Below are 15,141 nucleotides of genomic sequence, written 5' to 3' on the forward strand. Positions count from 1 at the left end.
ACGGTGGAGGAACAATGGGAGCAATTACAGCCACCAGTCAGCCTTCGGCCGTTCTGGATTTCTTCGGTAACGAGCCTGCGCAGCCACTGCCCAGGTTTGCTGCCGAGCATTTGAACAGCAAGGATGGTCAGGTCCCAAACGATCACAGTGTCGATTTCCGGGTCAACGGCCGAGCGGCGAGGCTTACGCTGGTCCCCGGCACGTTTTATCCGACGAAAACCAGCAAACCGATGCGCCGCTACCCTGGTGTGAAGGAGCAACTGGTCGAACAGTCGCTGATTCAGCATGCGGCCCTTCAAGAGCAGATGGCTAATGGCGACACGTCGTCCTCTGTCAACTTCACCATCAACGCTTTGGGTCGGCAGCTCAAAGCCATGGGTAGCACGATGAGCAATACGCAGATCCGCCAGGCGTTGGATGTGCTTTCCAGCACGGTGATGATGCTTTCGTATGGCGATGATTTACAGCTGGAGCATCGCGGCACGCTGCTTTCGGCATTTGGCCGCAATACGTTGAGCACGGCAGGTGGCAACAATGGAGACGATATCTGGTGCGTCAAATTCCACGCCCTGATTGCTGAGTCGATCTTCAACGTCAATTCTCGACAGTGCCCGGTTGATCGCTTGAAGCATTACAGCCCGGTGGGTGCTGCACTGCTGCGCCGGATTCATTGCATTGAGGCTTCAGGAAGAAAGCCTTATCAATTCACCGTCCAGGAAATGAAAATGATCGCTGCTGGTTTGAGCCACATTCGGCTGGCGGGCAGCATGCAGGCGATCAGGAAGGAGCTGGAGCGGATGCAGGCGGATCACTACCTGACTTGCTTTGCAGTTGAAGATGTTTTCCCGCCAGTTCGTGGTCGTGGCCGCCCTGTGCCGATTGATTATCGCGTGACGCTTTATCCCGGTCCGCAGTGGATCAAGAACATGAAAGCTGGCTCGTCCCCGAGCCTATGAAAATACCCCACGAAGAAATCTGTAAATCCAACGCGCTCATCGAGGCGTCTTACACGCTCTCAGTCGCGGAGCAGCGGATCATTCTGGCCTGCATCGCCCAGATTGATCATGGCTCGCCGGTAACGGACCAGGTGATCTACAGCGTCCCGGTCGCCAGCATCGCCAAAGTGATTTGCTCGTGTAGCAAGTCGATCTATAAAGAGCTCCACGAGGCCGTGCACAAGCTGCGCCAGCGGGTTGTGAGCATTGAGCTGGCACCCAATAAGACTCTGGAAGCCAGATGGGTGCAGAGCATCGTCTACAGGGAGCAAGAAGGGGTCATTGACCTTCGCTTCAACAAAGACATGCTGCCGTTCCTGGCCGGTCTCAAAGAACCGTTCGCTCGTTACAACTTTTCTGATGTGGCCAGGATGACCAGCACTTACAGCCTCAGGCTGTTCGAGATGTTGGTCCAGTACACGAGCATCGGCTCCAGAGATATCGCCCTCGTAGACCTGCGCAAATGGCTCCAGCTGAACGACAAGTACGCCTTGATGGCTGACCTGCGCAGGTACGTGATTGAGCCTGCCATCAGCCAGATAAACAAGCACAGCCCGTTGCAGGTACGTTACGAGTTCAAACGAAACTGCCGAAAGATTACTCATTTGCATTTCATCATCGGCCACAAGCAGGTGCCCGCTGCCGGGGCTCAGCTTGTCCTTGAGACGCCACGCTTTGAGCCTTATGAGGGCATGACCGAACAGCTTTTTGCTTATGACCCGGCACAAGCACTGGACGGCCCGGAGGCCATGGCGGTGTTCATTGCCGATGCGCTCGATACCGGCGATACGGCTTATATGGCCAAAGCAATGCGCGTGGTCGCTCGCGCCAAAGGTATGAACGAGTTGGTCAAGGAAACCGGCCTGGCCCGAGAGCTGCTTTATGAGTCGTTTAGCGATCAGGGCAATCCGACGTTAAAGACGATGCTGGCGGTTATGCGTGCGCTGGATGTGGAGTTGACTGCTCGGCCGTACGAGCGATAGACCCTCACCGAGTGGTGTTTCATCTTCCAATAATTATGTGTCTGGCTTGGCCCTTTCACGAGCAAGCTCGTTCCCACAGTATTTCAAATCACAACCGCACTGTGGGAGCGACCTTGGTCGTGAAGGAGCCAGTGGGGGCATTGCATCTGTTGTGCATGTTCTGCCGCTTTCACGAGCAAGCTCGTGCCCACAGTATTTCAAATCACAACCGCAGTGTGGGAGCGACCTTGGTCGCGAAGGGGTCGGTGAGAACACTACATCTGCTGTAACTATCACGCCGCCCCAACCTCCCTGAAAAATTCAGTCAAACCCTGACCCGCCCCAAATCAAACTCAGCCGATAAGGTCAGCCTCCACCTTCAGGAGGCATAGATCATGTCGGGTAAATCTCGTGCACACAGTCTGCGCAAAGGACGTTTTTCCGGGATTGGGCATGCCTACATGATTACCGCCACCGTGCATGAACGGGTACCGGTTTTCAGCGACTGGTGCCTGGGACGGCTGCTGGTCGCCGAGCTGCGACAGGCAAAAGCCCTTGGCCTGGCCGATAGCTTGGCTTGGGTAGTGATGCCAGACCATTTGCACTGGTTGCTGGTGCTGCGCGACGGGTCACTGGCCCAGGTGGTGCAGCGGGTCAAATCCTGCAGCGCCATTGCGGTTAACAAAGCCCGTGGTGGCGCAGGGCAACTGTGGCAGGTCGGCTTTCACGACACCGGTGTACGTCGTGAACAGGACCTGAAGCGTTTGGCCCGCTACATCATCGCCAACCCGCTACGAGCGGGGTTGGTTGAGCGGGTAGGGGATTATCCGCTGTGGGATGCAGTTTGGCTTTGATCCCACTACATTTCGGGCCATTGCGGCGGTGTGTTTTGGGAATGATCTTGGTGGGAACGAGCTTGCTCGTGAAGGCGGTATTCCTGACCCCCGGAATGATGCAGCGTCTGGAATGGCCCCTTCACGAGCAAGCTCGTTCCCACCGGATTTCAAATCACAACCGCAGTGTTGAAACGGCCGCCAAGCCAAATACAGAAATCTTCCAGTCATTGTATTTCAGCCATATCGCACGATATTTCGGCCTGTTTCCGCCGGTGATTGCAAGACGCCGCCCTTTATCTTGAAGGACATTTCCGAGAAAATCCCGACCGCTTGTGCCCATGAACTTCGGCTACTACTCTGCCGCCGTCGCTGCAAATTCAGCGATCAGGTTTGGTAGACCTGATGTCATAAGCGCAAGGCGCCACCTTTTCCGGCGGCGTTTTTTCGGCCTGCCGTTTATGGCGGCCGTGCGTGAGGCGCCTTCGGGCGCGCCGGGTGCCTATGACCGGTTCTACCAACTTGTGCACGGTCGCCGCCCGGCGTTTGGTAGCAATGGGTGACGACTCTTAATTAGAGTTCATAGGAGTAATACCCATGATAAAGATCGTCCCGGATCCACCCCCTGATGATTCCTCTCTTACAAGCCTCGAATGTCGTGTCGCGCATGCCGTGGAGCTGCTGCGCTGTGCCACGGCCACGGCCTATGAAAGCGCCGACAACCTGCAAGGCCCGGCGCGTCATTTGGCCATGGCGTCCATGCATCTGATCACCCAGGCGCACCTGGTGCTCGATCAGGTGCTCAACCAGTGGCCCGTCGTGCGCCGCGATGTTGAGGCTCAAGAGCAACTGTTGGTCTGACAGTTTCAGACCCGTCCTTTGTGTTGTGTGTGTTGTGTACTGTGAGCGCTGGACAAACCCCGCTGCCCGATAAGGTAGCGGGGTTTTTTAGTTTCTGGTGGGCGTACAGGCGAGGCCAACACGAGTCTGTGTCTGGCCCGGTACAACAAAAAACGCCGCGGCCTTTCGGACCGCAGCGTTCTTGTGGTGCTGGAGCAAAGGCGGGCGTGGTTAAACGCTGTCGATACCCAGGCCATCGATGCCGATGTTTGCTGCGAAAGGCTTACCGGTTAATTTGATCACCGTGTCACCTGCGGCATACGAGGTGCCGGCACCATCGGACTCGACGTAGATGTAGGTATCATTTCCGAAAATAGTCACGGTCAACCCGTTGTTTTGGATGTTATCGGCGGCCAGCTGATTCAGGACTTCAGTAAGGGTGGAGAAGCCGGACGAAGTAAAGTCCTGAACACTATTCAGGTTAGAAGCGACTGCGACCAGGCCATTGATTTCGATGGTATCGAGACCGCTTGTCCGGTAGTCGGTGATGGTCGTCAGGGCGGTAGCGGTTGAGCTACTAACACCTCCGGTCACGACGATGTTGAACACGTCCGAACCACCTCCACCGGTCACTGTATTCCCGGCTTTGCCTACGGTGATCTGGTCGTTGCCCGATCCACCCACAAGGGTCAGATGGGCGTCACTTTCATTGCGCGCGTCGATCGAGATTGCACTGGTTACACCGAGGCCACTGATGGTCAAGGTTTTGCCTGATGTGACGCTACTGTCTTGCAGGGTCAGGCTGTTACCGGCCACGTTGGCCAGGTTGATTGTGGTGTTGTTTGCAAACACCACATTGTTTAGCGAAGCGGCAGTGATCGCGTTCTGCAGGGTCACCGTGGTCAGGTTGGCTGCTGACAGAGCGGTGTTGGCGGTGATGGCCTCCAGTACCGTTTGCGTGTCGGCCAGATTGCCAGTGAGGGTGGTCAGGCTGCCAGCGGTGACCAGGCCAGTGGTTTTACCATCGATGGCTTGCAGGGCTGCTGCGTTGGCACTGGTATCGGTCAGGGCTACGGTCACGCCCGCATTGTGCGTGAACGCGGTGCCGTCACCGGTCACCAACAGTTGTGTGGCCTGGGCGACGGTTGCATTGGTGATCGAGGTAATCGACGAGCCGTTCACCAGCCCGGTCGTTGCCCCGTCGATCGAGGCGAGTGTGGTGCCGTCGGCAGTGGTGCTGGTCAGCGTTACCGGCACATTGGATGCGAACCAGATTTTGTCACCGCTATTGCCGCTTTTGGTGACCAGTAGATCAAGCGCCCGCGCCGCTGTGGCGCCGGTGATACCTGTAACGCTGGTGGCATTGACCAGAAGACTAGCGCGCTGCTCGATACTCTGGAGCAGTACTGAATCCAGCGCAATCGTGTCCGAAAGCCGGATGTTGGCGTTTGGCAGTGTGATGGTGTCGGCCAGGCTGGCGGCGATCGTCAGGGTGGCGTTCATGGGCGTGAGCACGATGCCAGTGATTGGGCCGGTAACGGTCGCGGTGCCGGCAATGCCGCCGGTGCCGTTGCTGGTAAAAGTAAAGACGCCAGCCGCTTCTGTTACCGACACGCCCATGCTGGCGTTGGTGAAGGTCACTACGCCGGCATTGTCTTTGGTGGCCGTGAAGGCCGGGCCGGCTGGCGCAGTTGGAGTGCTCTGGGTGCCGGTTGCCTCGGCCACACCTTGGGTTGTGCCGTTGAGCAGGTTAGCGAGGGAGAAGGGCGTTGCGTCGGTCTTGGCCAGCCAGGCGCGGGCGATAGCCGCCGAAGAGGCGCCGCTGTAGCCAGCCAGCTCGGCGCTGGTATCAATGTTTGCGGTGAATGCATTGGCGGCCGTCACCTTGTTTGCGATGGCTGCGGCATCACCCGGCCCGGCAGACGTCAGGATCTGGTAGGCAGCGCCCGCGCCGCTGATCGTGCCGGCGTCGATTTGCGAAACCCAGTACGCCAGGCCGGCGGCTTCTGGCGGGCGGTTGAACAGCGCGATATAGACCGAGGTCACCAGCTGGGCGGTGGTACCTGCAGCGTATAGCGCTTGTGATTCGGCGGATGCGGCGAAACCGGCAATGGCAGCGCTGAAGTTACCACCGGCGGCATCAATGTTCGCAGCCCAGTAATTCAGACCTGCGGGGTCTGCCGGGCGCCCGAAGTAGGCAATGTAGAGTTTTTGAACCTGGTCAAAATAGTCGGCAGCAGCCATCCCTGAATCTCCATGAAAAACTAGCTCATAAATGAAGGCGGAAAGCTATCACAGGTCTAGGCCGCGTTCTTCCTGCTTCTGGTGGGAGTTCGCCTGCCGCGCTGTCGTGCAGTAAACACGGGACCCCGTAGGACTAATGCCGATCAGTTAAGAGATCTTGCGGCCGAGCTTGGTTCTAGTGGGAGAGGCCGGCCGGCGCCCCGGTCTGCCCGCGACAGGGCCAGTAAAACCAGCACATTAGTTACTGGCTCGCCGCAGCAGTCGCCAGCAGAGCTGCCTCCCACAAAGACCGCATTGGCCTTAACTGATCAGCATTACCCCGTAGGACCGGCCGGGCGGCGATTGGCTTTAGCCGCAATACTGTTCAGTTAAATGCTTTATGTACCCGGTAGGAGCGACCTTGGTCGCGAAGAGGCCGGTATATCGCATTTGCTGTGGTCTGGCATCGGGCATGGCTACCTGCTTAGGCCACTAACCTTGACCAATCCCCAGCTCGCTGCTCCAATGCCTGCCTTTAAATAGCCATCTCATTTATGCGGCTATCTGCTCGATATTTGTAGATAACGCGTCTTCATTTAGCCCAAGACCAGCCAACCGATCAGCGTTTTGCTGCAAACCGAGCAGGGCGACGGAGAACGATCATTTATGTCCGCAGCGCGATTTGACCCCCGCGTCCTGACCCCGGCGCGTCAGCATGCCGAGGCCGGGCGCTTTGCCGAGTTTCGGGCGCTGTGCCAGCAGATTGCGGCGCATTGGCAAGCGGACCTGGCGGCGCAGCTGGATATTGGCGCTTTGCTGTTGAACCACGGTTTGCTCAGTGATGCTTACGCCTGTTTTGCCCAGGCCCAACGCATTGCACCCAGCGATCTGCGGGCCAGTGTCAACCTGGCCAATCTGGCGCGGGATGTGGGGCAGCATGGCAAGGCGGCGCGCATGTATGCCGAGTTGCTGCTGCATTTGCCGAATCATCCGGTGATCCGCCGTAATGCCCTGACGGGGCTGGAATACAACCCGCAAGCCACCCCTCAGGAACGTCTGCAACAGGCCCAAGCCTGGGGTGAGTGGGCGATTGCCCAGGCGGGCGGGGCACGTCCCCGGCCGGGCCTTACGGCGCAGCTAGACCGCCCCTTGCGGGTCGGCTACGTGAGTGCCGATCTGTGTAATCACACCGTGGGTCTGTTCGTTAAAGACGTGTTCGCTGCACACGATGCCAGCAAGGTGCAGGTGTTCGCTTACAGCACGACCCCGTCGACCGATTGGGTCAACAAGGCGATTCGGGCGGCCTGTACGTTGCGCGATGTGGCGGCGCTTGATGATGCTGCGCTGGCCGCGCAGATCCGTGCCGACGGCATTGATGTGCTGGTGGATTTGTCCGGTCACACGGCGGGCTCGCGCCTGACGGCTTTTGCCCATCGCCCGGCGCCGGTGATGGTGTCGTGGCTGGGTTATTTCGCCAGCACCGGGCTTTCGTATATCGATGCCGTGTTGCTGGATGAGTGGCATGCACCGCCGGGCATTGAGGAGCAGTTTGTCGAGCCGGTGCTGCGTTTGCCGGTGGGGCGTTTTTACTATCAGCCGGTGCCCTGGGCGCCGCCTGAAGCGCCGTCGGCGTTCAAGCACAAGGGGCACATCACCTTCGGTTGCTTCAATAACACCGCCAAGCTCAACGATGATGTATTCGATGTGTGGGCCAAGGTGCTGGCGGGTGTGCCGCAGTCTCGGCTGGTGTTGAAGTGGCGCACGTTCAACGACGAAGTCTTTCGTCAGTCAGTGACTGAGGCTTTTGTAGCACGGGGCATTGCGGCCGAGCGTATCGAGTTGCGCGGGCCGAGTTTTCATGCCGACCTGCTGCGCGAATACGCCGATATCGATATCGCCCTGGACCCGTTCCCTTTTACCGGCGGGCTGACCAGCTGCGAGGCGTTGTGGATGGGCGTGCCGGTGGTGACCCTGCCGCAAGGCCGGGTAGTGAGTCGCCAGACGTTTGCCTTTTTGAACCAGATTGGCCTGCCGGATTTGGGGGCTCGAGATGCGCAGGACTATGTGCGTATCGCTGTGGCGTTGGCGAATGATCCTCAGCGGCTGGTCGAGCTGCGCAGTGGCTTGCGCAAGCGCATGCAGGCCTCGGCCCTGATGGACGTAGCTGGTTTTACCCAACAATTTGAAGCGTCCCTGATTGCGCTGTACCAGCGTGTCGGGGCCGAGGAAACCGCGCAACTTATGAACAACGCCCGAACCATTCTTCATGTTGGACCAGGTCATCGCAGTAATGGCGCAAAACTGCCAGCAGCCTTTGAGGGCCGCGAGTGGCAGGAGATTCGCCTGGACATCGACCCGGCCAATGAACCCGACATCATCGGTTCGATGCTGGACATGGCTGCGGTGGCCGATGCCAGTGTGGATGCGCTGTATTCGTCGCATAACATCGAGCATGTCTATGCCCACGAAGTGCCGCAGGTGCTCAAGGAGTTTTTGCGTGTGCTCAAGCCGGACGGTTTTCTGGTGGTGACTTGTCCGGATCTGCAGACGGTGTGTCAGTTGGCGGCCGAAGACAAGCTTAACGACGCGGCCTATGTGTCACCCGCCGGGCCGATCACGCCGCTGGACATTCTCTACGGACACGGCGCCGCGATTGCGGCGGGTAACCATTACATGGCGCACAAGTGTGGCTTTACCCTCAAGACCTTGAGCCAGGCGCTGCAGGCTGCCGGGTTTGCCATCAGCGCGGGCAAGCGCCGCCTGCGAGGGCTGGATTTGTGGGTGGTGGCGAGTAAAGGCCCGATGGACGAGACGGCTGTGACAGCGTTGGCGGGCAAGGTGTTGCCGAACTGAGTGCATGCGCTCAACTTGTTACGCCGTCGGCCTCTCGCATTAGATGGCTGACGGCCTTATGTCGGAGAAGTAACAATATTGTAAGCAGATGATTACAATGCGCCACCTCTGACAGCGCTCGTTGTTTGCACATCGTCTATTTGTTTTGAAAGGACTCACTTGTGGCAACCATTACCTACCATCAACCCTTTGCCCCGAGTTTCCTCGACTCCTTCGACAACGTTGTGGTTACCGGGGTGACCAGCTCCAGCATTGTGGCCAGCGACGGCCCTTACTCGGTGGCGATCAATGGGTTCTTTTCTTCCAGTGGTTATGGGCGGGTTTCCAGCGCGACCTATTTCTTGGACAACGTTCCTTATCTGACTTTTTCGGGGCTTAGCGCTTCCATCACCAGCACTAACTTCAATGCGTTGTTCAACGCGTTCAATGGCAGTGACCGGTTCGTGGGTTCATGGGGCAATGACACGTTCTTCGTGACGCCGGGTAACGATGACTTCTACGGTGGTGCCGGGCTGGACACGATCATGGTCGACGCTAACCGCAGTTACGTGACGGTTGCGGCCAGCGGTAGCGGCTACATGCTCAAGGCACCGTACAAGACCGATACGATGAATGGCATAGAGCGCCTGACGTTCTTCGACGGCACCCTGGCCCTGGACGTCAAGGCCGGTGAAACCACCGGGTCGGTTTATCGCCTTTATCAAGCGGCCTTTGACCGCAAGCCCGACACCGGCGGCCTGAAATATTGGGTTAGCAAAGTGGATCAGGGCACGAGTATGGCGGAAGTGGCGCTGGGCTTTGTGCAAAGCAATGAGTTCCGCCAGCTCAATCCGTCCGGCGACACGCCTTCGATGCTCAATAACTACTACAAGAACGTGTTGCACCGTGCGCCCGATGCCACGGGGCTGGCGTACTGGACCAACGCCGCGGCCAACGGCCAGAGCAGCCACCAGATTCTTATGGCATTTGCCGAGAGTAACGAGAACATGGCCAATACCTCGGCAGCGACCAAGGACGGGATCTGGTTGGGTTGACCGGCGAAGCCCCGCTTCAGCCACGAAACGCCGATACGGCTGCAGTCAACACGGAGCCCCGTAGGACTAATGCCGATCAGTTAAGGCCAACACGGTCTGGTGGGAGTTGGCTCAGCCGACGAATGCTGCGGTACATTCACAGCAAATGTGTCGGTTTAACTGGCCCTTTCGGGGTGGTCCGGCATCCCGGCTAGCTCCCTCCCACCGGGACCGAGTTGAGCCGGATAATCGCTTAACTGATCGGCATTACCCCGTAGGACCGGCCGGGCGGCGATCCGCTTTAGCCGGGAAGCCTTCGCGGCTGAAGCCGCTCCTACGGGGTATTCCTTGAAAATCAACGAGTTGTGGTCTTGTTTGATAAGAGCAGCGCTAGCTGTGAGTCCCGCTCAGACCACCAGCTGTTGTCCGGTCAGGACGATTTCAACGCCCGGTGAGCCGATGGAGTTGGCATCCCCCGCCTGGGCATAGGCGCCCTGAGTGCCGGCCTTGGCGTAGGTGTAGTGCGGGTCGTTGGTGGAGGCCTGATCCCAGACGGCGCTGTAGCCGTCTTTCGAACCGCCAAAGGCCACGCCTGCATGGCTGCTGGCTTTGACCGTACCGCTGGTGATCTTTGACGTGGTGATGGCGGTTCCGTCGGCGTCGAAGGCTGAGGTGCCGTAGTTGAAGCCTGTCGCCACGTTACCGTTCTGATCGTAGAGCACCACGCCGTCGCCTTTGCCCAGGCCGGGGCCGTCGACGCTGATGACGTTGGTTTTGCCTGCCAAACCCCAGGCCGTGACAAAGGCATTGAACTCGGCGCTTTTGAGCGAGGCAATAACCAGGGTCTTGCCGGCTTCGATTTTCAGATCGCTGCCCAGCGATACCGCCTTGGCGAAGGTCTTGTCGCCTGAGTCGGTGAACTTCCAGTTGGACAGGTCCAGGGTGCTGCTGCCGTAGTTGTACAGCTCGATAAAGTCGCCGCCGCTGGAGTTGGACGACACTTCGCTGATCAGCAGGTTGTAGTGCGGCACTTCTCCGGTCTTGAAGGTCACGCTCTGTTTGGCGATGGCATTGCTGGCGTGGTCGGTGATGGCTTTGTCTTGCAACTCTACCGTGTACTGGGTGTTGGCCACGAGTTTGGCGGTCGGGGTGAGGGTCACAGTGTTGTAGTCGACTTTTACTCCCGCGCTGCTGCTGTCGAAGGTTTGCACCGTGGTACCGCTGCCGTCCTTGAGCACGATTTTGCCACTGCCCAGCGCTACGCCCTCGTCGAAGGTCAGGGTAATGCTGGCGGTGCTTTTCGAGACGTCTGTGGCGCTGTTGGCCGGTGTGCTGGCGACCAGCTTGGGGGCTGCGGTGTCGGTGACCGGGTTGCCGATGCTCACCAGGTTGCCTTTGAATTGCTGGTCGGCAGGGGCCAGGTCTTTGGAGACTTTGCTCTGGCCGTCCCATACGGTGTCGCCATTGTCTTGCAGCAGCAGGATCTGCGTGCCGGCCTTGATGCTGGTCGGTGAGGCGATGGACTCAAAGCTGCCGCCGGTGGCCTTGAGCAGGGCATCGAGGTTGTTGTCCAGTTCAACCGGCTGATGGGTGGCGTTGCCATCCCAGGTGTACAGGCGGAAGTCGTTCGGTACGTCTGCGCTGGCGCTGCCGGCCGGGCCGGCAATGATCAGGTAGCCGCTGCCGTCAGTGGCCTTGTCGATGGAACGAATGCCGCGCCCGCCGAGGTTCAGTTCAATGGCTTCGAACACCGGGGTCTTGGTGTTATCGGTCAGCACTTGCTTATAGTTGCTGACCGCGATGAGCAGCGCCTTGTCACGGGTGGCGTTATTCAACTGCGGGGCACGAAAGCCCAGCCACAATGCGCTGTCGTCTGTGGAGGTGGTCATGCCCTCGATAGAGAAACCATTGGTGTTTTCCGGCGCAATGCCAGGACCTGCCGAGGTCGCAAAGCCGTAGTAGCCCGCCGCTTTGCCGTTGCCGCCGGCTGCGTCCCAGGCGCTCAATGCGGCGACCAGGCCGGTGTATTTGTCGTTGCTGACGGCGAAGGTCGGCTTGCCGTCGACGCTGGTGACTTTCAGGCTGGTGATGACCTCACGGCCGGCGGCTTCTTCGCCTTTTTTGTTGTTGCTGTGCGAGCCGGTCAGGTACAGGGTATCGCCCACCAGGGTCATGGCCTCGAAGTCCATTTCACCGGAAAGCCCCAGCGCCGAGCCGTAGTCGAATTCGCTGATCGCGGCGCCGCCGTTTTTCTCATACACGCGCACCACGTTGGCTTCGTCATCGCCAACGATCAGGTAGTTGCCCCAGCTCACCACCCCCGAGGCGTCGGACGAGCCGAAGGTACTGCCGGCTTTGGGCTTGAAGATGAACTCGGTGGGTTGCGGGGCCGGAGGGGGGACCGGGGTGACGGGTGTGATCGGTGGCGTGGGGGTTGTCGGAGTGGTGGGTGTCGTCGGTGCCGTGGTCGGGTCGCCGTTGGTAATCAGATTGTCGGCCAGGTTGTTGACCAGCTCTGCAGTGTTCTGCGAGCCCTTGGACTGCAAGGCGCTAGTGATTTCGGTATTGGTTGGGGAGCGGCCGATCACTCCCTGGTAGGCCAGTACGACTTGGGCCTTTTCGCTGGTCACACTCTGCCCTTCGGCCGAAGTGGTAAACGATGTGAGCAGGTTCGAAACGCTGCCGCCGTTGCTCAGTTGTGCGCTCCAGTAGGCCAGCCCCGCGGCATCCGGGGCACGGCCCAGGGTGTTCTGGTAGAGGCTGGCGACCAATTGGGTCGCTGAGCCGGCGGACACGCTGGCGAACTCGGTGGATTGGGCGAACGATTGGGTGATGTCATTGAGCGAAGCTCCACCGCGTACCTGTTGGGTCCAGAACTGCAGGCCCGCACTGTCCGGCGTACGCCCGAACGCAGCCTGATACAAGGCGATGATCGGCTGTACTGTCGTCACTGACTCGGTGGAAGTGGTGAAGCTGGTCACCAGATCGGCCAGCTTTTTGCCGCCTGACTCGACTTGCGCGGTCCAATAGGCAAGACCGGCGGCGTCCGGCTCACGGCCCAGGATGTTTTTGTAATAGGCGGTGATCGATTCTTGGGTGGTGGCCATGGTGGGTCAGGCTCTGTATCAAATGGGATACGCGACCCTAGCAACGGATTTTGACGAAACCGTTTCAAGTCAGCAGCAATGCGCTGCAAATCGATGATTGGTAATGGCTTTTAAGCATCTGGCGATCTGTCTTTAATTTGACGTCAATATGCCATCGCCTTCCGTTATCCATGTTACAGTCGTGCCCCCAAAGTGGCGTGCCAGACCCTTCGGAGCGTTTGGAGCCGTATTTTTAATGGATGATGGAGCAGTAACTGATGGCAGCTTCCGATTACGTTGATCAGATTCAGAACCTGTATATCGCCTATTTTGGCCGTCCTGCCGACCCGGTTGGCCTGGCGTTCTGGACTGAGCAGGTCAACGCGGCGAACGGTAACCTAAGCGCGGCGATTGCCGGGTTTGCGACGTCTACGGAGTCGGGTGCGCTGTACGCTGGTGTGTCGTTGGGCGATAAGGTCACGGCTATTTATCAGAATCTGTTCAACCGTGCTCCAGAGCCTACCGGCCTGGCATTTTGGGTGGCCAAACTGGTCAGCGGTGAAATTTCCGACGCACAGGCGGCTTACGAGATTCTTAGTGCCGCAGGCCCTGGTGATGCGGCGGCTATCGGTAACAAACTGAGCGTGGCCAAGGCGTTCACCGCCGCACTGGACACCCCGGCCGAGATCGCCGGCTACAACGGTCTGACGGCTGCCAGCCTGGTTCGCTCGTTTCTGTCCAAGGTCGACTCGACAGCCTTTACCGTGAATCAGGCGACCAGCGCCCTGAACAGCACCGTGGCTGAAGCGACCGGCACCGGCCCACAGACCGTTACCCCGGCACCGGCCCCGGCTCCGGCGGCCTTTACCGCCACGCTAGACACGAACACCCAGGCAGTGACCTTCGGTGGCACGGCGACTGGTGATATTTCGGTGAGCTGGGCAGGTAACGATGCGACCTTCTCCCGTGACAGCAACAAGGCCACAGCCGTGACCTTTGGTGGCCAGGGCGCGACCAGCATCACGCTTGCCACTGGCCAGGCATTGGTCGCTGCAGCGACTGACGTAAGCAAGCTGGGCGATTTCATTCCTAATGGCGGTTCTCTGTCGATTGGCGGTACGGGTCTGGTGAAGTTGACCGATACCACCCTGCAAGCGTCCACCGTGAAGACGCTTGATACTCAGATAACCCCGACGCTTGACCTGACCAGCGCTACGCGTCTGACCGGCACTGTAGCGGATGTCATCACTGTAACGGTCGCCAATGGCAACACCCTCAATTTGGCCAATACGCTGAACCTGACCGTAAGCGACACCGCGCTGAATTTCGCGACTGGCAAGATCAGCGCCACGAGTACCAGCGATGCACTGACCGTGACTGATTCTGCGCAGAACGCCCTGAGCCTTGCGGCGTTTACCGGCTTCGAGACCATCACCCTCAATGGCAGCTCGGCCACGATCACCTTGGCCGATGGTAAAGCAGCAGTGTCTTCGACCAAGGCTGTAGACCTGCAACTGGGCTCTGGCGGCCAGACATTCACTAGCGCAGTCGGCGGTAACACTCTTGGCAGTGGCGCTGGCAACGATACGTTCAAACTGACCAATACCACGGGCACTAACACCATTACCGGTCTGGCCACAGGCGATGCGCTGGAAGTCGCCAGCGGCGGTACTGTCGTGGCCAACGGAATCTCGTCCTTTGTGGCGACGGCTGCGACTGTCAACAACGGCAGCGTAACCCTCAGCGCTTCTTCGTTGGGCAGCACTCTCGATGTGTCCAAGGCCACTGGCAGCAACGGCTTTACCCTCAATGGTCAGGAGGGGGCGGATGTGCTTATCGCGAGCAATGGCGTTGATACGCTAACCGGCGGTACAGGCAATAACGTCTTTCAGTTTGCAAATTCGCAGTTCAAGGCTGCGGATGCGGCCGGGCTGCTTGCCCAGGCTGACACCATTACGGACTGGACTGCTGCGCAGTCCAACAACAAGCTCAAGTTCGATACCGTGTTGACTGTCCAGGAACACGCTACTGCCGCCACTGCGGGCACTGCCTCGATCAATGCTCAGGGGCGGGCAACGTTCGACGCAGCCGATACTTCGTTGGCCCAGAAACTGGATGCTGTAGTGAATGCAGTGGGTACTGACGCCATCGGAACTTCAGTGGTGTTCAATGATGGGACAGACAGTTATCTGTTTGTAGTGGGTGACGCGGCTGTGGGTGTTCAAGCCGGTGATGCGCTGATCAAGCTGACGGGGGCCAATGGTGCTCTGGCTCTGGTTGGCGGCGAGTGGATCATGGCAGTCTGACCAAGAGTCGGCGCGATCCCTTGAAACCCC

The 15,141-nt window shown here is 58.9% G+C and carries 10 protein-coding genes and 1 pseudogene; 9 read left to right on the top strand and 2 right to left on the bottom strand.

The features are described from left to right. The first annotated feature begins 14 nt into the window (after nt 1-14). The 6 genes and pseudogenes from NJC38_RS18720 to NJC38_RS18745 all read left to right on the top strand — a co-directional run bounded on the left by NJC38_RS18720 (nt 15) and on the right by NJC38_RS18745 (nt 3,651). On the top strand, nt 15-956 hold the full coding sequence (locus tag NJC38_RS18720) for a hypothetical protein (RefSeq protein ID WP_253116451.1): 942 nt from the start codon (nt 15-17) through the stop codon (nt 954-956). Next, nucleotides 953-1,603, top strand: a pseudogene (locus tag NJC38_RS18725) (replication initiation protein); the annotation flags it as partial. The gene NJC38_RS18720 and the pseudogene NJC38_RS18725, both read left to right, overlap by 4 nt. Nucleotides 1,604-1,687: 84 nt before the next feature. After that, on the top strand, nt 1,688-1,978 hold the full coding sequence (locus NJC38_RS18730; RefSeq protein WP_253116557.1) for an addiction module antidote protein: 291 nt from the start codon (nt 1,688-1,690) through the stop codon (nt 1,976-1,978). 374 nt (nt 1,979-2,352) lie between these two features. Then, on the top strand, nt 2,353-2,811 hold the full coding sequence (locus NJC38_RS18735) for a transposase (protein ID WP_253116453.1): 459 nt from the start codon (nt 2,353-2,355) through the stop codon (nt 2,809-2,811). A 68-nt stretch (nt 2,812-2,879) separates the two neighbouring features. Next, a complete protein-coding gene (locus NJC38_RS18740; protein WP_253116455.1) occupies nt 2,880-3,095 on the top strand; it encodes a hypothetical protein in 216 nt (71 codons plus the stop codon). Between the two features lie 292 nt (nt 3,096-3,387). Next, nucleotides 3,388-3,651, top strand: a complete 264-nt coding sequence (locus tag NJC38_RS18745) for a DUF3077 domain-containing protein (protein ID WP_253116457.1) — start codon at nt 3,388-3,390, stop codon at nt 3,649-3,651. A 210-nt stretch (nt 3,652-3,861) separates the two neighbouring features. Here the strand turns inward: NJC38_RS18745 and NJC38_RS18750 are convergent, their stop codons facing one another. After that, complete coding sequence (locus NJC38_RS18750; RefSeq protein ID WP_253116459.1) at nt 3,862-5,874, bottom strand: DUF4214 domain-containing protein; 2,013 nt, start codon at nt 5,872-5,874, stop codon at nt 3,862-3,864. 645 nt (nt 5,875-6,519) lie between these two features. On the opposite strand from NJC38_RS18750, the gene NJC38_RS18755 reads away from it, so the two are divergent. Both NJC38_RS18755 and NJC38_RS18760 read left to right on the top strand, forming a co-directional pair. Continuing rightward, nucleotides 6,520-8,706: a methyltransferase domain-containing protein gene (locus NJC38_RS18755; protein WP_253116461.1), complete on the top strand. Its 2,187-nt coding sequence runs from the start codon at nt 6,520-6,522 to the stop codon at nt 8,704-8,706. A 161-nt stretch (nt 8,707-8,867) separates the two neighbouring features. Further along, on the top strand, nt 8,868-9,740 hold the full coding sequence (locus NJC38_RS18760; RefSeq protein ID WP_253116462.1) for a DUF4214 domain-containing protein: 873 nt from the start codon (nt 8,868-8,870) through the stop codon (nt 9,738-9,740). A gap of 386 nt (nt 9,741-10,126) precedes the next feature. Here NJC38_RS18760 and NJC38_RS18765 read toward each other — a convergent pair whose 3' ends face one another. Beyond that, nucleotides 10,127-12,826 (bottom strand): DUF3616 domain-containing protein, encoded by a 2,700-nt coding sequence (locus NJC38_RS18765; RefSeq protein WP_253116464.1) that lies wholly within the window; start codon nt 12,824-12,826, stop codon nt 10,127-10,129. A gap of 257 nt (nt 12,827-13,083) precedes the next feature. On the opposite strand from NJC38_RS18765, the gene NJC38_RS18770 reads away from it, so the two are divergent. Continuing rightward, nucleotides 13,084-15,111, top strand: a complete 2,028-nt coding sequence (locus tag NJC38_RS18770) for a DUF4214 domain-containing protein (protein WP_253116466.1) — start codon at nt 13,084-13,086, stop codon at nt 15,109-15,111. Nucleotides 15,112-15,141: the final 30 nt, after the last annotated feature.

The organism is Pseudomonas sp. 21LCFQ010 (assembly GCF_024129905.1).
GTDB lineage: Bacteria > Pseudomonadota > Gammaproteobacteria > Pseudomonadales > Pseudomonadaceae > Aquipseudomonas.

What these genes read in the sequence shown, in the direction of transcription:
- NJC38_RS18730 (WP_253116557.1), top strand. Translation starts at nt 1,688, where the DNA reads ATGACCGAACAGCTTTTTGCTTATGACCCGGCACAAGCACTGGACGGC.
- NJC38_RS18765 (WP_253116464.1), bottom strand. Translation starts at nt 12,826, where the DNA reads ATGGCCACCACCCAAGAATCGATCACCGCCTATTACAAAAACATCCTG.
- NJC38_RS18755 (WP_253116461.1), top strand. Translation starts at nt 6,520, where the DNA reads ATGTCCGCAGCGCGATTTGACCCCCGCGTCCTGACCCCGGCGCGTCAG.
- NJC38_RS18735 (WP_253116453.1), top strand. Translation starts at nt 2,353, where the DNA reads ATGTCGGGTAAATCTCGTGCACACAGTCTGCGCAAAGGACGTTTTTCC.
- NJC38_RS18750 (WP_253116459.1), bottom strand. Translation starts at nt 5,874, where the DNA reads ATGGCTGCTGCCGACTATTTTGACCAGGTTCAAAAACTCTACATTGCC.
- NJC38_RS18745 (WP_253116457.1), top strand. Translation starts at nt 3,388, where the DNA reads ATGATAAAGATCGTCCCGGATCCACCCCCTGATGATTCCTCTCTTACA.
- NJC38_RS18770 (WP_253116466.1), top strand. Translation starts at nt 13,084, where the DNA reads ATGGCAGCTTCCGATTACGTTGATCAGATTCAGAACCTGTATATCGCC.
- NJC38_RS18720 (WP_253116451.1), top strand. Translation starts at nt 15, where the DNA reads ATGGGAGCAATTACAGCCACCAGTCAGCCTTCGGCCGTTCTGGATTTC.